Source organism: uncultured Fibrobacter sp., assembly GCF_947305105.1.
Classification (GTDB): domain Bacteria; phylum Fibrobacterota; class Fibrobacteria; order Fibrobacterales; family Fibrobacteraceae; genus Fibrobacter.
In genome coordinates this window covers 89,895-112,274 of sequence record NZ_CAMZCS010000005.1, presented here as the reverse complement: position 1 = coordinate 112,274, position 22,380 = coordinate 89,895, and the positions used below count along the sequence as shown (strand labels likewise).

Annotated in this window: 16 protein-coding genes; 6 read left to right on the top strand and 10 right to left on the bottom strand. The window is 50.9% G+C overall.

The features are described 5' to 3' along the window. Positions 1-35 precede the first annotated feature (35 nt). The 3 genes from Q0Y46_RS04000 to Q0Y46_RS03990 all read left to right on the top strand — a co-directional run bounded on the left by Q0Y46_RS04000 (position 36) and on the right by Q0Y46_RS03990 (position 1,843). A complete protein-coding gene (locus Q0Y46_RS04000) occupies positions 36-494 on the top strand; it encodes a hypothetical protein (RefSeq protein WP_297945188.1) in 459 nt (152 codons plus the stop codon). Positions 495-535: 41 nt separating this feature from the next. Then, the gene (locus Q0Y46_RS03995; RefSeq protein WP_295678218.1) at positions 536-1,009 is read left to right on the top strand and encodes a hypothetical protein; all 474 of its coding nucleotides are present in this window, start codon (positions 536-538) and stop codon (positions 1,007-1,009) included. 99 nt (positions 1,010-1,108) lie between these two features. Next, entirely contained in the window at positions 1,109-1,843 is a 735-nt protein-coding gene (locus Q0Y46_RS03990) for an IMP cyclohydrolase (RefSeq protein WP_297945183.1), read from the top strand. Positions 1,844-1,907: 64 nt separating this feature from the next. On the opposite strand, the gene Q0Y46_RS03985 is transcribed toward Q0Y46_RS03990, so the two are convergent. From Q0Y46_RS03985 to Q0Y46_RS03965, 5 genes are all read right to left on the bottom strand, one after another. Further along, entirely contained in the window at positions 1,908-3,290 is a 1,383-nt protein-coding gene (locus tag Q0Y46_RS03985; RefSeq protein ID WP_297945180.1) for a GntR family transcriptional regulator, read from the bottom strand. A gap of 24 nt (positions 3,291-3,314) precedes the next feature. Continuing rightward, positions 3,315-4,130 carry a hypothetical protein gene (locus tag Q0Y46_RS03980; RefSeq protein ID WP_297945177.1) on the bottom strand — a complete coding sequence of 272 codons (816 nt, stop codon included), beginning with the start codon at positions 4,128-4,130 and terminating at the stop codon, positions 3,315-3,317. Between the two features lie 36 nt (positions 4,131-4,166). After that, positions 4,167-4,538, bottom strand: coding sequence for a four helix bundle protein (locus tag Q0Y46_RS03975; RefSeq protein WP_295678225.1), 372 nt, complete (start codon positions 4,536-4,538; stop codon positions 4,167-4,169). Positions 4,539-4,607: 69 nt separating this feature from the next. Beyond that, positions 4,608-5,582 carry a flotillin-like protein FloA gene (gene floA / locus Q0Y46_RS03970; protein ID WP_295678227.1) on the bottom strand — a complete coding sequence of 325 codons (975 nt, stop codon included), beginning with the start codon at positions 5,580-5,582 and terminating at the stop codon, positions 4,608-4,610. A 21-nt stretch (positions 5,583-5,603) separates the two neighbouring features. After that, a complete protein-coding gene (locus Q0Y46_RS03965) occupies positions 5,604-7,148 on the bottom strand; it encodes an ATP-dependent Clp protease proteolytic subunit (protein ID WP_297945174.1) in 1,545 nt (514 codons plus the stop codon). A gap of 204 nt (positions 7,149-7,352) precedes the next feature. On the opposite strand from Q0Y46_RS03965, the gene Q0Y46_RS03960 reads away from it, so the two are divergent. Further along, positions 7,353-11,555 carry a response regulator gene (locus tag Q0Y46_RS03960; RefSeq protein ID WP_297945169.1) on the top strand — a complete coding sequence of 1,401 codons (4,203 nt, stop codon included), beginning with the start codon at positions 7,353-7,355 and terminating at the stop codon, positions 11,553-11,555. Here Q0Y46_RS03960 and mqnE read toward each other — a convergent pair. The 3 genes from mqnE to Q0Y46_RS03945 form a co-directional block, all read right to left on the bottom strand. Continuing rightward, positions 11,552-12,589, bottom strand: a complete 1,038-nt coding sequence (gene mqnE, locus Q0Y46_RS03955) for an aminofutalosine synthase MqnE (protein ID WP_297945166.1) — start codon at positions 12,587-12,589, stop codon at positions 11,552-11,554. The genes Q0Y46_RS03960 and mqnE overlap by 4 nt on opposite strands. 119 nt (positions 12,590-12,708) lie before the next feature. Next, a complete protein-coding gene (gene serS / locus Q0Y46_RS03950) occupies positions 12,709-13,995 on the bottom strand; it encodes a serine--tRNA ligase (protein ID WP_297945163.1) in 1,287 nt (428 codons plus the stop codon). Positions 13,996-14,051: 56 nt separating this feature from the next. Beyond that, positions 14,052-16,502: an InlB B-repeat-containing protein gene (locus tag Q0Y46_RS03945; protein WP_297945160.1), complete on the bottom strand. Its 2,451-nt coding sequence runs from the start codon at positions 16,500-16,502 to the stop codon at positions 14,052-14,054. 201 nt (positions 16,503-16,703) lie between these two features. Between Q0Y46_RS03945 and Q0Y46_RS03940 the strand changes: the two genes are divergently transcribed. Continuing rightward, positions 16,704-18,008 (top strand): PHB depolymerase family esterase, encoded by a 1,305-nt coding sequence (locus Q0Y46_RS03940; RefSeq protein WP_297945157.1) that lies wholly within the window; start codon positions 16,704-16,706, stop codon positions 18,006-18,008. A 72-nt stretch (positions 18,009-18,080) separates the two neighbouring features. Here Q0Y46_RS03940 and Q0Y46_RS03935 read toward each other — a convergent pair whose 3' ends face one another. Both Q0Y46_RS03935 and Q0Y46_RS03930 read right to left on the bottom strand, forming a co-directional pair. Beyond that, on the bottom strand, positions 18,081-19,346 hold the full coding sequence (locus tag Q0Y46_RS03935; protein ID WP_297945154.1) for a DegT/DnrJ/EryC1/StrS family aminotransferase: 1,266 nt from the start codon (positions 19,344-19,346) through the stop codon (positions 18,081-18,083). A gap of 17 nt (positions 19,347-19,363) precedes the next feature. After that, positions 19,364-21,169 carry a glycoside hydrolase family 43 protein gene (locus tag Q0Y46_RS03930; protein ID WP_297945151.1) on the bottom strand — a complete coding sequence of 602 codons (1,806 nt, stop codon included), beginning with the start codon at positions 21,167-21,169 and terminating at the stop codon, positions 19,364-19,366. Between the two features lie 100 nt (positions 21,170-21,269). Here Q0Y46_RS03930 and Q0Y46_RS03925 point away from each other — a divergent pair, with 100 nt between their 5' ends. Next, positions 21,270-22,346, top strand: a complete 1,077-nt coding sequence (locus Q0Y46_RS03925; protein WP_295678242.1) for an HD domain-containing phosphohydrolase — start codon at positions 21,270-21,272, stop codon at positions 22,344-22,346. The last annotated feature ends 34 nt before the right edge of the window (positions 22,347-22,380 follow it).

Here is a 22,380-nt window from a genome sequence, read left to right as displayed (position 1 = left end):
GCCAAGAATATTTAAAGGGAGGAAATATGAAAAAGATGCTTGCATACGCCATGGTTATGGTTTTCGCTCCCTTGCCGTTCGTGGCTTGTGGTAGCGATGATTCGCCGGCTGCTTCTGGACAGGGCGCTGCACGAGAAGTGAACATGGACTTCAAGGGCTGCTACGAAAGTCTTTCCAGAATTCTGTTAAAAGATGGCTCGGAAGATTTGCCGAAAGCGTATCTATATCATGAAAACGATAAATACCAGGTGATGATCCCGAAGTTAGATGATTATTGCGGGTTTGCAGATGTGAAATTGGATGTGAATCGTTTTGGTGATACGCTTTCTGTCGATGTAAAATCAATCATTCCAACAAAATGCATGTGCGTGAGCGACCATTGGTTCGATATAGAGGCGAGGGATGCGGACATCAAGTACTTTGCATTCAGTCCTAAATCAAGTGGCAAAACGGTGTACGAGGTGGTCCCTGGCCCAGCTCCGGAAGGACCGTAATAATTTATTTTTTGAGTATGAATGCTTAGGGAGGTGGAATTATGAAAAGAATGATTGTGTGTGCTGCTGCACTGTCGTTTGCGCTTGTTGCTTGCACAGAAGACTGCTGCGGGGACGAGTCCTCGTCGGGTGCCGACAGGAAGATAATAAACCAGGCAAATTGTGTCCACCGTGGAAACTGCGATGGATCTTACAGAAGTTGCACTACTGTGAAGACTGCGTTCTTGCTCCAGAGCGAAGAAGGGGGGTATCAGGTGCTTCTCAGGGGGATTCAGTCAACACTCCTTCGGATTAGCGGCGATTATTACTCGAAACGTTCCGGTGATACATTGCGTGTTTGGGACGAAATAAAAGAAAGTGACGATATAAATTTATGGTGTCCAGCCGATGTCAAGTTTGATATTTCTGCCGAAGAAGCCGATATCAAATATTTCATGCACTACAGTGATGTCTATAAGGTCTTGCCGGCGGATTCAATCGAAACCACGCCTTATTGCCTTGAAGAATCGAACTAAATTTTCCCAAAACATAGGAGGCCAGTCCTCCTTTTTTTATTTTTGTAACTGCAATGCGCCGAAGGCGCCCCAACCACCAACCACTATTTACTAATCACTATGTCCTACATCGACGAAGCAAAACAGAATTTCAAAGCCCTCTCCAAGAACCCGTATCCCGGTCGTGGCATCGTTCTCGGCGAAAGCGCCGACGGCAAGTCCTACGTGCAGGTCTACTGGATCATGGGCCGCAGCGTCAACAGCCGTAACCGCGTTTTCGAAATGGAACCGAAGACCGGCTTCATGAAGACGAAGGCCTTCGACGAGTCCAAGCTCACGGACCCGCACTTGATCATCTACTACCCGGCCCGCCACACCGCCGACGTCCAGATTATCACGAACGGCGACCAGACCGACACCATTTACAACGCCATCAAGCTCGGCGGTACTTTCGAAAGCGCCCTCGCTACGCGCCAGTACGAAGACGACGCCCCGAACTTCACGCCGCGCATCTCGGGCATCCATTACAAGAACGCCCAGCCCGCCGTGTACAAGCTCTCCATCCTCAAGAGCAGGGGCAACTGCGAAGACGCCGGTTGCGAACGCATGACGTTTGAATTCGAGAAGGCTCTGCCGGGTCTCGGCCACTTCATCAGCACCTACGAAACCGACGGTAGCCCGATTCCCAGCTTCAACGGTTTCCCGAAACTGATGCCGATCTTCGACAACGCCGAAGACACGCTCAAGAAGTACTGGGCCGCCCTCGACAAGGACAACAAGGTTTCCCTGATGGTCAAGTGGATTGACAAGAAGACCTTCAAGGCCAAAACCCTGATCGTCAATAAGAATAAGTAAGTTCAAGGCTACAGTAGACAGTCAACCACTTACCGTCTACTTCCTACTTCCTACTATTTACTATTTACTTCTCCACCACGTTCCCGAGGATGTGGTGGATTTTATTTTTCCCGATTTCGGGATTTTCCAAGTAGTAGAACATTTGTTCCACGAGCGCGTCGGTGTTGAAGTCGTAGCTCCGGATGCGCAGCAGGTAGCTTTCGGCGGAGTTGTCGAATGCGATGATGTGAGGCTGGTTCCTGTCGCCGGGCAGCGTGCATTCGCCGTCTTCGGCCATTTCGATGAACAGTCCCGCAACCTCGTCGTTGACGCAGACCCACCATTCGTCGGGAGCCCATTCGTCCCGTGCAGGAATCAGCGTCTTGAGTTTTTTCTTCAGCAACCTGCGCGAGTAGGCTTCCACGGACTGCTTTGCGACGGAGGCGCGCGCAATTTGCCTGTAATCCCAGGGGCTTGCGAACTCCACGTCCACCTGGCTGTCCACTTGCAGTCCTGCCTTCTGCAGGCCTGTCAGGCGGTCCTTTGACCATGAACTGTTGTGGTACGGCGAGAAGAAGGTGACATGGTTGACATCGTTGTTGACAAGGTATTTTCCCACCTCGATTCCCGGCAGTTCACCGAAGGTCGAATTGAAAAATGCCCAGTGCGGCTTGTTCAGATAAAATTTCGGGATGCTGTCCACTGGCTGTTCCCACCAGACGGCAACAGGGAATTTGACTCCCGCGAAAAGTTGAAGGAGGGGGAGGGGTTTCTGAATGAGCAACGTGCTCAGCAGCGCTCCGATGGCATGCGTGTAGTCTTGCAGGCGGACAACTTGGCCGCTACGGTCAATCAGGTCGCCGCTGTTCTCGTCCATTCCCAGGAGGATGAGCTTGTACTTGCGGGCACCGGCTGTTTTATAGATAAGGCGCAAAAAGTCTAGTTCACGTTCGCTTTCAGCGGTAAAGCCGCCCCAGCTATTGCATCGCGTGACGAAGATGAGTTCGCTGAGGCCATTCCCGGAATTCCCGAAGGAATCCCTGTGGTTTTGAGCGAAAAAATAACGCCTGCCATTTTGCTGGAGGATGCCGGCCTCCATTTTTTGCGCCAGAAACTTGCGCAGAAGGGGGAGGCTCGCATGGTAGCGTTCTGCCATCTCTTTCAAGAGGGGCAGCGGGTCGGTCGGCTTGTATTCCCCGTGCTTCCAGTCGTCTTCGAAAAGGCGGTTGAGCTTGGCGAGGGCGCTTTCCCTGGGCTTGGGGAGTTGAATCTGCGTCGGCGAACTGCCCCAGAAACAACCTTTACCGCGGATGCAGTAAATCTGTCCGTTATCCTGAAGCTGCCGGAGGACGGCCTGTACGGTTCCGGAACTCGCCTTGAACGTGGCCATGAGCATGCGGACGCTGGGCAGCGCATCGTCACGTTTGTGCGGGGACTGGATTAATGCTTGCAGGATCTTGTTGCGCATAGGCTCGGCACGGGGTTCGGTGGATTAGCGGTATTGTGCGCTCCAACGGCGCTTGAAACGCGGTTCGTCAAGAACCTTGGCCCAGATGAAACCCCTGCGCACGTCGGCGATGTTTTTCGTCGAGACCGCGGGGGAGCGTTGCTGCGGCACTTCGTTTGCGGATTCGGCAGCTGCAAGCGCAGCAAGATCCGTGCCGGCGGCTTCTCGGGCAGATTTTGCACGGCCTTCGAGTTCGTTCAGCTTGCGCTGGCGTTCCAACTCCAGGCGGCGTGCTTCTTCGCGCTCATCGCGCAAAGCCTGCTCGCGTTCCGCTTCGGCATCTTGTTCTTCTTGCCGATGTACACGATTTAGGAGATTGTCCAGTTCGTCCATGTCGTGCACGAGTACGTCGCAGTCGCCTTCGCCCATGTCGTGGCCTACGATGCGGTGGGCCTGCAGTGCCATGAGCATTTCGGCGGCCGTATTTTCGTCGACCTCGAATTCATCCATCAGGAATTCCAGATTGACAATATCGACTCCGATAACGACTTCAGCAACATCGCGCAGCGTGATAGGTTTGTTCGGGTCACGACGCTTTTCCACAGGGGGAACGGGCGGCTCGATGTTGCCCTGAGCAGCCTGCCGCTGCGCTTCTTCGAACTGCCGGATTAAATCCTGCAAGGAACGCGGCGCATGCGGGGCTTCTTCAGTCCTGTATTCGTCGCTTTCCTGGTCGTCTTCAATATCTTCACGCCTGTTTACGGTCGGCGGAATCTGTTGCTGCTTCTTTCGGTTGGCGGCAACCTTCTTGATGACGATGTCGAGGACCCAGATGCCGATGAGAATGAGTAGTCCTTCCATAATAGTGGTCAGTTGTCAGTTGTGAGTTATCAGTGGTCAGTTATATGTTAGGAGTGTTGTGAGTTTATTTTTGAAAGAGCACATCATTTTTCTAATTTCAGTGATGTTTTGGCTTAGTGATTTCCAAGTTTCTTCATTTATATATTTCAGGTCTTTTGCTAATATGAGTTGATATTCAACTTCAGATGATGAGCCTATAGCCATTTGGATAAAATGTGCAAAATCTTTACTTGTTCGCCTTCCGCAGCCTTCTGCAATGTTTGTCGGAATTGATGATGCAGATCTTCTTATTTGCGATGTTAGGGCGAATTGCTCGCTTTTTGGAAAGTTGTTCTCTGTAATTTTGTAAATAGACAAAACCAGCGAATGACTTTTTTTCCAAATTTCAAGAGACTGAAAATCTTGCACAATTACCTCACAACTCAAAACTCACAACTCAAAACTCACAACTCATAACTCAAAACTCATAACTCAAAACTACTTCGCGGCTTCGCCGCCAGCACCAATTTCCTTGCGCATCTGCGTGTCGGCTTCGATGTTCTTCAAGTTATAGTAGTCCATCACACCGAGCTTGCCGTCGCGGAGAGCGGTGGCCATGGCCATCGGGATCTGGGCTTCGGCTTCCACGAGCTTGGCCTTCATTTCCATGACCTTCGCCTTCATTTCCTGTTCGGCGGCGTATGCCATGGCGCGGCGCTCTTCGGCCTTGGCCTGGGCAATCTTCTTGTCGGCTTCGGCACGGTCGGTTTCGAGGATGGCGCCAATGTTCTGGCCCACGTCCACGTCGGCGATGTCGATGGAGAGAATTTCGAAGGCGGTACCGGCATCGAGGCCGGAGGCGAGCACCTTCTTGGAAATCATGTTCGGGTTCTCGAGCACGTCCTTGTGGCTCTTGGCAGAACCAATGGAAGACACGATGCCTTCACCCACGCGAGCAATCACGGTGTCTTCGCCGGCGCCACCGACCAACTTCTGGATGCTGGCGCGCACGGTAATACGGGTCACGGCATGGAGCTGGATACCGTCGAGGGCCACGGCGGAAACCTTCGGGGTCGTGATGACCTTCGGGTTCACGGACATCTGCACGGCTTCGAGCACGTTACGGCCGGCGAGGTCGATGGCGGCAGCTTCCTTGAAGTCGAGCTTGATGTTCGCCTTGTTGGCGGCAATGAGGGCCTGGATTACGCGGAGCACGTTACCGCGGCTAAGGTAGTGGGCTTCGAGCAGGTTCGTGTCGACGGGGAGGCCAGCCTTGCAGCTCAAAATGCGGGCTTCGACAATCACCTGCGGCGGCACCTTACGCAGGCGCATACCGATGAGCTGGAAGATGCTCACGTTCGCCCTGGAGAACAAGGCCTGGAGCCAGAGGCTGAAGAACTTGCCGATGAAGGCGAGCAGGATGATGACGGCAATCGCCGCGATAACAATTCCAACGATTAAAAGAGTATCCATTTTTTTCTCCGTTTTTTGTTTTTAAACGCTTGTGTCCAGACCCACCCAGATGTGGCCTTCCTGTACGGCTTCCACTTTTACGCGGGAGCCCGCTTCGATAATCTCGCCGTGCGTCTGGACGTCGAATAGCTTGGTTGAGCCATCGGTTAGAGTAAAGCTTGCTTGGCCTACCGGGCGCAGGAAGGTCTTGGCAACACCGACATCACCGACATTCACTTCTTGCACGGCTTCGGTGGGAGATGCTGCTGTTTCCAAATCGGTCTTGAGCATGGGCGTCCAGCCTTCGGGCAAAAGCGGAATCAGGTACTTGCTTGCGGCAATCGGGAATACAAGCGCAATACCGGCACAGCATAGCATATAAAGTAATCCGAACAGCCACGGGGTTGCGTCGAAGGTCGTTTCGACTGTCTCGGGGATGTATTCGGGCATCTCGGAGGGCGAGAACGAGAGCGCGAGGGCGAGTATCATACACGCAATGCCCCCGACGCCAAAAAGGAACGTTCCTGGCATCACGAAGATTTCGACGAGGAACAGCGCCACGCCTGCCACGAGCAGGATGGCGGGGATGTAGCCGTCGAGCTGCGGGGCGAATTGCCCGAGGAACACGATGGCGATAAGGATGATGCCGATGATGCCGAACAGCCCGAATCCCGGAGTCTTGAATTCGATGTAGAGCGCACCGAACCCGAGGATGAGCAAGATTCCAGAGATGGCGGCGATGGCGGCAGCGATGTCTTCGCCGAGAGTCGTTTCGACTTCGCTACGCCTTTCTATAGCAAGTGCGGTCTCGAAGTCGGCCCTGTCCTTGAACGTTCCCTTAGAGAAACCGAGTTCTTCGGCTTCCTTGTCGGTCATCGTTAAAAGTTCGCCTTCTTTCACGAGGATTTTGGGCGCTCCCCAGAATTCCTTTTCGGCCTTGTCGAGGACTTCGTATTTTTCGCCCTCGATGATAAGCACGGTGTCGCGCTCCGTCTTCTTGCCCTTGTCGAGCTTGGCCTTGAGTTCCAGGATTTCAAGTTCCGGGGTCACGAACGATGAACTCAGCAGTTCGGGGTAACCGTTCCGCTGGGCGAGGTTCCTGAACTTCGCCCGGAGCGGGGACTGGATTTTTTCGCCGACGATTTGCGGGGTGCCATCGCCGCCCTGCACGATGGGCGCACAGTCACCGATAGTCGTGGCTTCGAGCATGTAGAGACGCTTGCAGGTGAGCGCGATAAGGCTCCCCGCACTGATGGCTTTTTTCTTGACGAGAGCGATGGTCTCGGGGCCCTTGATTGCCATGATGGTGTCTACAATGTCGAATGCAGCGTCGAGTCTGCCACCGAAGGTATTGATTTCGAAAATGATGTAGTCGGGGTTTTCCTTGAGCGCGTCGTCAATGGCGCGGGCGCAAAAATCGAACATTGACGGTTCCACGTCGCCTTCGAGCTTGATCCACACTGCGTGCTTCTTTTCGAGTTCCTGGATGGAATTTGTAGAGTCGACTGGCGAGACGGATGTTGTCTCGGCGAAAGCGAATGCCGAGACGATGGCGAGAAGGGTAAAAAGCCTTGCGAATATATTCATGTTACCAATGTATAAAGTTTTCTAGGCAAAGAAATGATTGGCTGGCTTTTTTGGAAGGAAAGTAGGATGGTGAAATGGATATTTTTTTTTACCAAATGGGCCGAAAATGCCCCGAAAAACATTTTTTTTAAACAATTTGTAACATCTTGTTTACAGAATAAGACTATATTTACCATAGAGGAGTCTGCATTTGGCGAGTAGAATATGAAGAGTAAGATTTTCAGTTTCAATGCTATCATTACGTTCGTGTTAATCGCGTTCCTTTTTGGCGTTACTGAAATAGGTTTTTTCTACATATCAAAAAAGGTTACTGCGGATTGCTGGGAAAATCTGCACCAGATTGCTAAAAATGCGGATTCTCGACTTGTTTTCGTTTCTCGCTCCCAGATGGGCGCTCTTATTAACATTACGGATCTCTTTACCTCGGTAGAAACTTTTGATAATCCCGAAGTCGTGAAGTATATCCAAGAAGTGAGAATCGGCCCTCTTCAGGCTCCAGTCCGCGTTTATCGCCGCAATGGCTATTATATATATGAAAAGGGTAGTGGAACGAATCCAAAGGTCGTGGGGCTTTTGAACAAGTATTTCTCCCCGGCACCCTACATTACCCCAATTCACGAAGATGTGTTTCGACCTGGAGTGATGGTTGCCGAACAATTTTTCCCAATTCGTTACAAAGGTGAAATTGTCGGTGTCTTGGCCGCTGTAGTCGACCTGCATGTTTTGCCTGGTTTCTTCGCTCAGTCCAATGTGAATAGTGACGGATTGAATCTGCTGATTCTCGACCGTCGTGACAGTTTGCTCTTTGTGGATACGTTCCACAAGAAGATGTCAAAGATTACGGACTACGCCACGCGGAAGACGAAACGGGGCTATTCATACGAAAAATGGGTTTCGGATGTCATGGGCAAACGAACCTCCGACTTTGCATTCTTGCGCGAGGATGGCGAGGTTACTTTCTTAGCGGCTTTACCCTCGCTTGTCGAGAATTGGACCATGTTGGTAGCAATCTCTGAGGATGTCGCCCTAGCTAAAGCGCTCCTTGTACGAAAGACTTTCGTCATCATATCGCTAATTGAGCTTTTCGCTCTCATCTTCTACTTGTTCTGGATGGTCCGCGATATCAAGAAACGTCTGGAATCCGAAAACCGTGAATATGCTGATATCCTTTCGACTTTGAGCGGCAGTTTCGATGACCTTTTCTACGTCAACCTGAAGGACGATTCCTTTATCGAATTTGTCTCGCATAAGAAATTCCAGAAGTTGGAAATGAAGACCGGTAAGGAAGACTTCTTTACTTGGGCAAAGGCGAAAATTCAGGAATACTGCAATTTTGAAGACCAGGAACTTGTGCTGGACTTCTTGACCAAGTCGCGCTTTGCGGATGGCTTGAATCCCGGTGAATCTCTTTCTGTGGAATTCCGGTTAGATGACCAGCATAGGAAGAACCGGTATTACAGGTTGAGAGCGCATAAGGCCGTCAGCGCGCATGATCATGTGATATTCACTCTAGAGAACGTCGATGATGAAGTTCGTAAATCCGACATGCAGCGGCAAGACTTGGAACGGCGCAATCGCATGATTGCTTCGCTGGCTGCGGATTTTGACTGCGTTCAGTATGTCGAACTGCACGATGCAAAGTTTGACGATATGGCGGAAACTTATCGCGAAAGTGAAATGCTTGCGCGAATTATTCCCGGCTGGGCGGCTGAAAAGACGTTCATGCTCAAGCTTGATCTTTTGCTGACTTACGTTGTCTGCGACACTGACCGCGAGGATTTCCTTGCTCAGACACGTCGTGAGGTCATCCTGGCGAACCTCAAGAAGCAGTCCACATACTATGTGAATTTCAAGGCACTTATCAACGGCAAGGAACTGTTCTACCAGCTCAAGTTTATTGCCGACAAGGTCGGTAACGAGAAGATAAAGGGTTTTGTCATCGGTATCCACAGTGTGGACGAAGAAATCAAGCAGCAACTTGAAATCCAAGAGAAGCTGAAACGCAATTTGGAAATCATCGACATCTTGTCCGAAGATTATACCGCTCTGTATTATATGAACTTCAAGACGCTCAAGACGGGCGTGCTGTCGTTGGTCAATGATGAAAATGCCGATGTCCGCGATTTCATCTCGCAGAACGACAACTTGATTGATGTATTCAAGAATTTTGTTACCGAATTGGTTCATCCGTCTGATAGGGAACTTCTTGAACCCTACATGGATTTGGAATACGTGCGGAAATGCCTCGCGAACCAGAAGCGTATCAATGTTGACTTTAGACGCAACTATTCCGGCGTTTACAAGTACACGCGGATGACCATCGCGAAGGCTGAGGCTGTTGACGAAGAGCCTGAATTGGTGGCTGTCGGCTTTATCGAAATCGACGAACAGTATAGGGCCGAGGCGGAACGCCAGGAGAACATTCGCCGCGTCATGACCCTGTCTGACGAGTTCGAATCTATTTACGACGTAAATATCGACGACGGAACGTATCGCGTATCGACCAAGAGCAGCAAGCATTCCGAAGAAATCAAGGGCTACCAGGCCATGAATCTGGATTTCTTCGAGTTGAATGCGAACAGTATTCCGGTAGTCATTTACGAGGACGATCGCGAGATGATGTCCAAGTACATGACCAAGCAGTACATGCTCGACCGTCTTGAAAAGGAGATGTCGTACTTCGTCGATTATCGTGCCGTGATCGACGAGAAGATTCTTTGGTATAGGATGAAGGTGACCCGTTCGGGCAACTGGATGAACGAACGCCGCATGCTTGTGGGCGTGTTCAACAATGACGAGAACTACCGCAAGGAAAAGGCCCAGCAGGAGGCTTTGGAACAGGCGCTGCAGATGGCCAAATCGGCATCCAGGGCAAAGACGACCTTCCTCAACAACATGAGCCACGATATCCGCACTCCGATGAATGCCATCATTGGCTACACGAGGCTTGCGAAGGCGCACCTGGACAACAGCGACCAGATTAAGGATTATCTCGGTAAGATTGCGCAGTCTTCCGATCACTTGCTCTCGCTCATCAACGATGTGCTGGACATGAGCCGCATTGAGTCGGGCAAGATGAACCTGAACGAAAAGTCGGAAAATCTCTCTAACATCATCCACATGCTCAAGGACATTGTCCAAGCGGACATTCGCTCCAGAAGGATTGAGTTCTTTGTGGATTCTGCCGATGTGAGCGACGAAGAAGTTATCTGTGATAAACTGCGTTTGAACCAAGTCTTGCTGAACGTACTTTCCAATGCTATCAAGTACACTCCGGCCGGTGGCACCGTGTCGATGCGAATCATGCAGCTCGGGGTAACAGATACTGGCTACGGCAAGTACGAGTTCCGCGTGAAGGATTCCGGTATCGGTATGAATGCCGAATTCCTCAAGACAATCTACGATCCGTTCACGCGTGTGACATCTTCGACGGTCTCGGGAATTCAGGGTACGGGCCTTGGCATGGCCATCACCAAGAACATCGTGACGATGATGGGTGGCGAAATCCAGATTCAGAGCGAGGAGAATGTCGGTACCGAAGTCGTTATCACCTTTGATTTCAAGTTGGGTTGCCAACACAAGGAACCGGAACGCATTCCCGAAGTGGAAGGTATGCGTTGCCTGGTGGTGGACGACGACACGAATGCCTGCCGTAGCATTGTCAAGATGCTCAAGGATATCGGCATGCACTCGGAATGGTGCGCTAGCGGCAAGGAGGCTGTTCTCAGGGCCGAAGATTCGTTCCAGGACAACGATCTCTTTGGCTTGTTCCTGATTGACTGGTTGATGCCGGACGTGAACGGTATTGAAGTGGCCCGCCGTATCCGTAGGATGGTGGGCGATGAAGTGCCCATTCTGATTCTCACGGCCTACGACTGGTCCGATATCGAGGAAGAAGCCAAGAATGCGGGTGTGTCCGGTTTCGTGAGTAAACCGCTGTTCTTCTCCGACTTGCGCAAGATTGTCTCGACTTACTGCTGTCCTCACGAAGAAGTTCCCGTGAAGCAGGAACCCGAAGTCAGCTTTGTGGGCAAGTCCATCCTCCTTGTCGAAGACAACGAGCTGAACTGCGAAATCTCCAGGGAAGTGCTCGAGGACTTTGGCATAAAGGTTCACATGGCCGAGGATGGCTCTGTCGCCCTGAACATGATGAAAAAGGCGAAGCCCGGCGATTACGACCTGATTTTGATGGACGTTCAGATGCCTATCATGGATGGTTTCGAGGCAACGCGCAGGATAAGGGCTCTGCCGGACAAGCGGATTGCAGAAATCCCGATTATCGCCATGACGGCGAACGCTTTTGCCGAGGACTGTCAGGCGGCACTCGATGCCGGCATGAACGAGCACGTGACAAAGCCTGTCGATTTCGACAAGCTGAAGGTGACGCTCGCAAAGTTCTTGACTTAATACGTTTCGTATTTGGCGTCCCGTTCGACGGGAACGAGGCCTTCGTTTTCAATCAGTTCACGCATTCTTTGTGGGCTCATGCCAATAGGCACTGTAGCGCCAGCTGCGTGCGTAATTTTCTCTTCGATAATGGTGCCGTCCAGGTCGGAGGCTCCCGCATGGAGTGCCTTCATGGCCGTTTCTATGCCCATCTGGATCCAATACGCCTTGATATGGGGAATATTGTCAAGGAATAGCCTTGCGATGGCCACTGTGCGCAGAATATCTTCTTCGCTCGTGATGTGGGGGACAATCTTGTGCAGGGCGTTGTGTTCGGGGTGGTAGACGAGCGGGATGAACGCAAAAAAGCCGGGAGCTTCGTCTTGCAGGTCGCGGAGCATGCGCATGTGGGCAATTCTGTCTTCGGGCTTTTCGATGTGGCCAAAGAGCATGGTCGCGTTCGTGGGAATGCCCAGCTTGTGTGCCGCCCGGTGGACGGCGAGCCATTCCTCGCCGGTTTCCTTGCCTGGGCAGATTTGGTCCCTGACGCTTTGTACAAGGATTTCTGCGCCGCCTCCGGGGAGTGTGTCGAGCCCTGCATCCTTGAGCGTCGCCATGATTTGTTCGGGGGTCTGGCCAGAAATTTTTGCGAAATGGCAGATTTCAACCGCAGTGAAGGCTTTCAAGTTCACTGCCGGGAATTCCTTGCGCAATTTGCGGAGCATTTCGATATAGTAATCGAAGGGATGGTCCGGGTGCAGCCCACCCACGATGTGTAACTCCCTAGCTCCGCCCGCAATGGCCTCGGCGGCCTTGTCGCGGATGGTGGAGTAGTCCCAGTCGTAGGCCGTCGGGCTATCTTTCTTGATTTTGGAGAATGCACAGAATCGACAATGCAGAACGCAGACGTTCGTGTAGTTGATTTGGCGGTTGTTCACCCAATAAACGGATTTTCCGTGTCGCGATTCTTTTTCGGCATTGGCGAGTTTGCAAAGTTCGTCCAAGGGGGCGTTCAGGAAAAGGTCGAGGGCTTGTGATTCTGTCAGGCGGTTCATACGCAAAATTTATTAATTGTGAGAATGAAAAACAAAACATCCTTGTAAGGGCTTATAAAATCTAAACGGAAAAAGGCCCTTCAGGGCCTTTTCTCGTAGGATAGTTTGTTCTGTGCGAACTACTTCTTGGGCTCGATGCGCTCCATTCCTCCCATGTACGGGCGAAGCACTTCGGGGATCAACAGCGAGCCGTCCTTCTGCTGGTAGTTGTCGCAGATGCCGACCATCACGCGCGGGGTGGCGAGGCCGGAACCGTTCAGCGTATGCACGAACGTGTTCTTGCCGTTAATCTTCGTCTTGATGTTGGCGCGGCGAGCCTGGTAGTCTTCGAAGTTGCTGCAGGAGCTGACTTCGAGCCACTTCTTTTCGACCGGGGCGTAGACTTCGAGGTCGTAGCACTTGGCGGCACCGAAACCGAGGTCGCCCTTGCAGAGGGCCAGACGGTGGTAGGGGAGGCCGAGCTTTTCGAGGAGCATTTCGCCGAAGCGGGTGAGCTCTTCGTGGTCTTCGTAGCTACGTTCCGGGTGGGCGAAGTAGACCATTTCGACCTTGTTGAACTGGTGCAGACGGAGAAGGCCGCGGGTGTCCTTGCCGTAGGAGCCGGCTTCGCGGCGGAAGCAGGCGGAGTAGGCGCAGATGCGCTTCGGGAGTTCGGATTCCGGAATCACTTCGCCGGCATAGAGGTTGGTCAGAGGCACTTCTGCAGTCGGGATGAGGAACAGGTCGTCGTCCTTGTCGCAGCGGTACATGTCTTCTTCGAACTTCGGGAGCTGGCCCGTGCCGCGCATGGTATTGCGGGTCACGAGGTACGGCGGCGTGAATTCTTCGAAGCCGTTCTTCATGTGTTCGTCGAGGAAGAACTGGATGAGGGCGCGTTCCAGGCGGGAGCCCCAGCCACGGTAGACCGGGAAGCCGGAGCCGGAAATCTTGGCGCCGCGTTCAAAGTCAAAGATGCCGAGGCGTTCGCCGAGGGTCTTGTGGTCCACGCGGGCGAAGTCATCGTTCTTGGTGTAGTAGTCAAACGGAATCGGGCCGTCCTTCTCGACCACGTTGTCCGAGCTGTCCTTGCCTTCCGGGGAACGCGGGGCGATGTTCGGCACGTGCATGAGCATTTCGGTCTGCTTGTAGTCGAGGTCCTTGAGCTTCTTGTCGAGTTCGTCGATCTTGTCGCCGAGGGCGCGCATAGCGGCAACGGCTTCGTCGGCGTTCTCGCCCTTCTTCTTCAAGTCGCCAATCTTCTTGGATTCGGCGTTGCGTTCGCTCTTGAGGCGTTCCACTTCGGTGAGGAGCGGGCGGCGCTCGTTATCGATTTCGAGAACGTCCTTCAGGCTGACGGTCGTATACTTCTTTTCGGTTTCAGCAATGTAGTATTCCGGATTTTCACGGATTTTCTTTATGTCAAGCATGTTATGCCTCGGTTAGGAAATTTTACGCGGGTAAATTTAGCAAAAGTGGTTGATGTTTAGTGGTCGGTGGTTAGGGAAATGCGGCGGGATTTCGCTCCGATTCTGACGATATAGGTCCCGGCCCTTTGCAAACGGATTTCCGTATGGCCATTTGAGTAGGCGTCGCGGACCAGGTTGCCGTTTAAATCAAATACGGTAACGAGGCCGTTATACTGTTCAACAAAGATGTTTCTGCCCTGAGAATAGACTTTTGCCGTTTCTTGCACAGGAATTGCAGATAAAATGGATGTTTTCTTTGAACTGGAGCTTTTCGCCTTTGAGGATGACGATTTTCCGGATGAACTGGATTTTGCACTGGAACTGGTTGATGCGGAAGAAGATGCTTTGGGTGAAGAACTGGAGGAAGAGGCGATTTTCACGGTGTCGATTTTTCCGGTGTGGACGGGGTAGAGGTCAATTCCGACTCGTTGTCCCCAGATGGAACCGTCGATTCCGTTCTCGTTGTAGTCGTGCAAGGCCTTGGCGATTGAACCGTTGGCGAAATTTTCTAAGTTCCCCGATTTCCCAAAGGAATTGATTATTGTTACTGTATTTGTGCTATCCTTTAGTCCAATAAAATCTGGATTGGAATAAATATTGGTTTTATGGGAACCATAGTTGAATGAATTAATTATAGAAATGGAACTATTGGAAAGAAGTCCTCCTACAAGCCCAGCTTCGTTATTCGAGTTTGCAGCATTGTAAGAGTTAATGATTGTTACTTTCCCGTTAACAAATCCCAAAAGACCTCCACTATAATGTTTAGCATTCATGCTACCCGTATTGTACACGTTTTTCAGAATGAGTTCTCCTGTGTGATAGCCAACAATTCCGCCTACATACCAAAGGGCGTTGATATAAGAATTAACAAGTCCGAGGTTTTGGATGATGACGGGTTTTCCTTCGATTCCTTGTACGGTTTGTGCAAATAGTCCGACGTAATTTCCTTCGCTGAAATCGTAGTAAAGCCCTGATATGGTATGTCCCTGTCCGTCAAACAATCCCATAAAATTGTTCATGGGGGTCCAATTTGTTTTTGAAGAACTATCATCGTTAAGAACAATGTCAGCAATCAGTTTTCCACATAGCTTTCCTTGTGCGGTATCACCTAGACTTCCATTGACTAAACCGGCAAATACATAAAGATCTCCGGCACTGGCTAGTTCATAGCAGTTGTCTTTAAAGGCTGGTTTTCCCCACCATTTCGCAAAAAATTCTTTATCACCAGAATCCGAATGGATTATAGAATAAAATTTTTCACCTGTAAATTGACTATTTGTGTACCATCCTACGAAAATGTGATTTTTTCTTATCGGGATAGGGAGCTGAATAGACATTCCCTCAACATATTGTGTAGGGTATCTTGCCGTATCTCCATCAAAAGTATGAAGGTTAATTTTGGATATCTTGATAGGCTTTGTATAGTTTTGGATCATTCCTGTGAATAAAGGTGTCGTGTCTATCCCTATATTTTGCCCCCAAATTTGACCGTCTAGCCCATAATGAAGAGATACAGCTACGGTTCCATCAATAAACTCTTGCTTTGTTTTAGCATAGGCATCAACATTCGCACTGTCGCTTAAATAATAAGAGTTGGATATAAATGCATTAGAAGATGATTTGTCGTATTCGCCAAGAAGTTTCAGATTCACGGGGTTGACACTGTATGAATTTTCAATGATGACTGTTGAATTTGATAGACCCGCAAAACCAACTAATCCTCCAAAGTCACGAAATGCATAAATGTTTCCGATATTATAACTATTTTTGATTGTTGTTGTTCCTTGGCTGGATAGTCCAATTAAGCCTCCAACATACCTTTTTTCACCAAAATCAATGGATATTGCTTCAATATCTGATTTATTGTAAGATTCGGAAATTACATTTACACCTTGTGTCGATCCGACAAAACCACCTATTTCTCGCTCACCTCTTATCATGTTGTCTGCAAAACATTTTTCTATGACTACATTGTCTGCTGTTCCTGCGATTGAGCCGATTTTACGTCTTATTAAGAAATGAGAATCTATGATTCCCAAATTCTTAATAATTGTGGGCTTGTCTTTTGAAAATCCCTTGATATTTGCGATTAGACCAGCATTGTCAAAGTATAACTCATCATACATAAAAAGACCAGAGATGGTATGACCCTGTCCGTCAAAAACTCCTCGAAAATATTTGATGGGAGTCCACTTGTAAAATTCGTAGAATCTTATTCCTGGTTGGATTTGATTAATAACATTTTTATTAACAACAATATCTGCAGTCAGTTTTGCACATGTTTCATTAATTACATATGCACCATTTTCATTTTTAGTGTTCAATAATTCTGCAAATCCGTAAAGCTCTTCGGCGGAGCCGATCTGGTAGCATCCGTCAACTTTTGACGGTGTTTTGGGTGTGCCGGAATAAGCGGCGAAAGAAAAGCTCGCAAGGAGGAGCACCGTGCCAATCAATCTGAAATTCATAAAACCCCCTTTGTAAAAAATAAAAAAAAAACTTCTTTTTCCTTTATTTTTGTTGAAAAAGCAGAAAATTTGTCTGTTGTATGTGTTTACACCGCTATTTTGGTGTGGTTTGGCGCATTGTTTTTTTTTGAATATATAATATAGACTGGAGTTGTTATGGTTTGGGCCATAACATAAAAAAACATAAATGAGGAGTACAAAATGAGAACAGCTATACTGTTTTTCTTTGCTGCAACAATATCCTTCGCTCAATGGGGCGGCGGTGGCGGCGGAAAATCCATCAACGATTATAAAAAGATATCTGTTTCGGGCAGAGAAGTCTATGTCTATGCCCCGTCTAATCTTGCGGACAATAGCCCGTTGCTCATGTCTTTCCACGGCATGGACCAGGACCCCAATTACCAGCAGTCCAATACCCACTGGGAAGCGGTTGCTGATACGGCGGGCTTTGTCGTAGCCTATCCTAAGGGCGCAACGGGTTACAGCACCTGGGATATCAGCGGTGACCAAGATACCAAATGGATCACGCAGATTATCGACCAGTTGGCCAACGACTACAAGATCAACAAAAAGCGCGTGTACATGTCGGGCTTCTCCATGGGCGGCATGCTCAGCTACCATGCCATGGGTAAGATTGCCGACAAGATTGCCGCTTTTGCCCCCTGCTCCGGCTACCTGATGATGGGTGCTGGCACGGCTCAGCGTCCGGTGCCTATTTTCCATACCCACGGAACCAGCGACAACGTGGTGGGATACGATGGTCTTGAAAACAACCTGAAGAGCTACCGCAACCAGTTCAAGTGCCCGTCTCAGGCAGAAGTCGAGAACAACCACCCGAACAGCGAGAACAAGGCTACGCTCTACACTTGGGGCCCGTGCGACAATGGTATCTACGTGAAGCACTTGAAGCTCGAAGGCCGTCAGCATAGCCCCTCCAAGGCCGATGTTTCCGATATCTGGAATTTCGTGAAGGGTTACGACCTGGATGGTCCTATTGGCGCTAGCAAGCCGGAATCCTCTGCTAGTGCTCCCGCCTCCTCGGCTGACGTGGCTAAGTCTTCCAGCAGTGGTGTCACAGGGCCGAAATCTTCCGGCGTCGCGACGGGATCTTCTTCTTCTGGTCGCGGTTTCTGGGGTGGAAATAGGTCTTCTTCTAGCGGTCACCACAGCGGGTTTGGTTCTTCCTCTAGCATTGGCGGCTTGGCTGTTGGATCTTCTTCTTCCATTGGTGGTGTCGCAGTCGGATCTTCTTCTAGCGGAATCGGTGGTCAGTTTGCTGCAATCGCCCAGAAGGATCCGAGCCTGCTTTTGGTCTCTGTTTACAAGTCTTTTGACAACTACATCGTGGTCTCTAATGCCCAGGGCAAGACTATCACTGTGTTCAACAGCCTCGGCCATGTTGTCAGCACGACTCGCGGTCTCGGAACCCAGCAGAAGGTTTACACCGGTGCTAAGGGTATGTACATCGTGAAGGTTGGCAGCAGAACTTTCAAGACTGCTCTCTAAAATCAATCGATTAGTAACATAAAAAAAGCACTCCCATTGGGAGTGTTTTTTTGCATTATCAATGAAAGCAAATTACCCGAAGCATTCCCGGATGGTCTGGATGATGGCGTCCTGCTGCTCCGGGGTCATCTTGTTGTCGCTCGGGAGGCATAGTCCGCGCGCAAAGATGTCGGCACCCACATCGTTGAAGCTACCTGCGATATAGGCATTAGTTTGGGCGCGACCATTCCCATTTGCAATGATGAACGCGTGGCTCATGTACATGGGCTGCATGTGCATGGGTTTCCAGATGGGGCGTCCTTCGGCGTTCATGGCGGCGATGCGTTCGAGAATTTCGGTGGGGCAGCTTTTGCCCTTCTCATGCGTGTACAGTGCTTCGGTTTCGCCACGAACCTGCTTGCACATGGCGTCTTTATCGATAATCATGCAACTGAGCCAAAAGTTCGGTTCGCTGTTTTTTGCATCGTAGGGGTTCATGCACACGGGCAAGCCCTTGAGCCCTTCGCGGTAGCGTTCGTAAATCGCCTTTTTTTGCGCAATGTGTTCGGCGAGGTAAGGCATTTGGCCGCGCACCACTCCAGCAATCACGTTGCTCATGCGATAGTTATAGCCGATTTCTTCGTGCTGGTACCACGGAGCGGCCTCGCGCGACTGCGTGCTCCATTTGCGGACTTTTTCGGCGTCTTCCTGGCTGTCGGTGAGGAACATGCCACCGCTAGAGCCGGTAATGATCTTGTTCCCGTTGAAACTGATGGCGCTGTAGTCACCCAAATTGCCTGTTTGCTTGCCTTTGTAGCTGGCACCAAAACTTTCGGCAGCATCTTCGATGAGCAACGCATTGTGGCGCTTGCAAATTTCGCGGATTTCATCGACCTTGGCTGGCGTTCCGTACAAATGAACGAGAACCACGAGGCGCACGTCCGGGTAAATTTCAAAGGCTTTCTCAAGTGCGACGGGATCCATGTTCCATGTGTCGTACTCGGTGTCGATGAACACAGCCTCACCGTTTTCGTAGGCGATGGGGTTTACGGTGGCATCGAACGTCATGTCGCTGCAAAACACTTTGTGCCCACGCAATGACCCTTCGCCTGCCTTGGGCATGCCATACAGGGCCTCGCCGGCAAGTTTGGTACACATGTGGAGCGCAGCCGTACCCGCAGAGAGCGCCACGGCGTACTTGCAACCCACATGAGCGGCAGCGAGCTTTTCGACTTCGTTGATGTTCGCACCGACGGTGCTCATCCAGTTGGTTTCGTAGGCTTCGGTTACATACTTGATTTCGTCCCCATGCATCGTGGGGCTCGAGAGCCAAACTTTCTTTTCAAAGCGTGTCGTCATTTTCCTCTCCAAGAGGTTTATTTCTGTATGGTCACGGCGTTTCTCGGCTTGGCTTTGAGCCTGTTGCCGAGCAAGTCAAAATAAACAGGCTTGCCGTTTATTTGCAGCGGTCGAATGAATTTACGGTTGTCCTTCGCAATCCGGGTCGTCGTGGTGTCTTCTTCCACGTAGGGCTTGTCCGGGTCGTCTACCACAATCTTGATTTTGGCCTGGCTCTTGCAGCCGGTCTCGTTGGTGTAAACCACGGTGTAGTAGCCGCTGTTGTCGCCGTCCACATTCTTGAGCGTAACTTCGCGGTCGGTGGACTTGAACTTGTCCGGGCCGTTCCAGCTCCAGATTTTGCCGTCCCACGGGTGCGGGCCAAGGGTCACGTTCGCGCCTTTCTTGACCGTCAAATCAGTCGTCTCGCTCCATTCGCCGTCGCCAACTTTCACATAAGGGATAATCTTTGTGCCGCTGCACGGGGCCACGACTCTCTTGCCATCGCACACGCCAATAGAATCGGGAATGTCAATAACGCGAGGCTCGAAATCCTTGGTGGGGAAGGCTTTCATGAGTTTAGCCGTCTCTTCGGCGGTAATGGGGAGTACGGTACCGTGGCGGGGTGTAAAGGCTCCGCTTGTCTTGGTGTCTTGCACGAACTTGAAGTTTTCGAGGTCGCTGCTGGTGGTGAACTGGTAATGCCCGTTGTTGTAGCAGTCGTACATCAGCACCCAGACATTCTGGTTGATGAGTTTGAACACGCCTGCACCTTCGACAGCTTCGGTCGTCTGCTGCAAAGCCTTGCTCGGCTTGCTCCACTGCGAACCGGTGGCCTTTCCGCTTGCAGGCATGAGAGAATACGAAGTCACCTTGCAGATGCCTCCGTCGCCCTCGTTCTTGTAGAAGGCGTGGTACTTCTGGTCGACGGGGTTGTAGACGATGTCCATGTCGATAGTCGACTTGCCGCGGTCAAAGAAATGTGTCGGCTCGCCTTCCAAATCGGTAAAGTCCTTGTTTGCGTAGGCGTAGAACACTTTGTCATAGCTGATGGTGCCGTCGTTGGTCAGGAGCGAGAAATACACGAGCGGGCGGCCCTTGGTGCCGTCGCCGTTGTCGTAGGTGTCATCCCAGAACGTCTCGGGGGCCCACACGCGGGTCACGTTCGCGAAGTTCTTGCCCTTGTACTTGTCGGGGAAATGGACTGTGCTATGTTCCCAACTAATAAGGTCGCGGGAGCGCATGAGCACCATGCCACGATTGCTCGCCCAGCCTTCGGCGCTCTTCATGTCGGTGTTTACCATGTAGAACCAGCCGTCGGGGGCGCGCAACACGTGCGGGTCGCGCAGCCCCTTCTTGATGCTCACCGTATCGGCAGCTACCACGCGGTTCCCGTTATTCATGGCAGTAAAGTTGTAGCCGTCGTTGCTCAGCGCGTAGTAAATGTTCTCGTTATTGTTCGCCGGGAAGTACGCGAACAAGTAGTTGGAGTACGGCTCAAACCCATGGATGGAGATCTTGAACTTGTTGACCTTTGTCTCCGTACTCCCGATGACGTTGTCGTACAGGGTGCCTGTGAGAGTCACTTCGTGGTTTTCGCCCACCAGTCGCCCGTTGATACGGCCATCGTGCCCCAAAAAGAGTGTATCGGAGCTTTCCCAGGTGACGTAGAACTTCTCGCCGGCGGCGGATATCGTGTCGGGGAGGTCGAGGTCATTGTAGAGGTCGTGGATGCCCGCGGGCTCCATTTTAGCGAACGCCTGCCATAGCGGGGTCACGTCATCCTGGGCAAATGACTGCCCAATGACGAAAATCACAGAAAAAGGGGCTAAAAAGCGCTTCATTTTCTTAATATACGTTTTTTTGCCGTTCACGTATGTTTATATTCCATATTGGAATAGAATAATATGTTCCACTTTTAAAAAAAGGCATATATTCAAATATATGGAAAAACCTCGCGCCAAGATTCTAGTCATCGACGATACCAAGACCAATATCGATGTATTGGACGGTATCCTGTCTATGGATTACGATATCTATGTTGCGCTGAATGGCGAAAAGGGAATCTCTCTGACTGAAAAGATTCATCCGGATCTTATCCTGCTCGATGTGATGATGCCCGAGATGGACGGTTACGAAACGTTGCGCCAGTTGCACGAGCGCAATATTTTGCACGATACGCCAGTCATTTTCCTTACGGCAAAGGCCGATGCAAAAAGCGAGCAGACCGGGCTTGACCTAGGAGCCGTTGACTACATCACCAAGCCGTTCAATCCATCGCTTGTCAAGCTGCGCATCAAGAACCAGCTCGACCTCAAATTCCAGCGCGACCACTTGAACGACCTCGTAGACGAGAAGACTGCCGACATCCGTAAGACGATGAAGGTCATGCTTACGAGTCTCGGTTCTTTGGCTGAATATCGCGATCCCGAGACGGGGGAGCACATCCGCCGTACACAGGTCATTGTACAAAAGCTCGCAGAACAGCTCAAGGACCATCCGCGATTCAAAATGTTCATCAAGTCCATCGAGTACATCGACTACTACGCGACAGCGGCACCGCTGCACGACATTGGCAAGGTGGGCATTCACGATGAAATCCTTCGCAAGCCGGGCAAACTTACTGATTCCGAACGCGACATCATGATGTTACACCCCAAGATGGGTTACGATGTGCTGCTCGAGGCGACCAAGGAACTGAACGGAAACCCCATGGTGCGCATCGCGGCCGATATGGCCCTCGGTCACCATGAACACTGGGACGGGAACGGTTACCCGAACCACCTCAAGGGCGACCAGATTCCAGTCGGGGCACGCATGATGGCCGTTGCCGACGTGTACGATGCCCTCGTGTCCAAGAGACCCTACAAGGATCCGTACCCGCACGAAGTTGCAGTGAAGGAAATCATCAATGGGCGCGGCACCCAATTCGACCCGGACGTTGTCGACGCCTTTATGAAAATCGCTCCGGAACTTCCTGAGATTTACGAAAAATTCAACGATAGGGAAAAAGCATCTTGATCCATAGCCCGGCGAACGTAAAGCGCCGCAAACT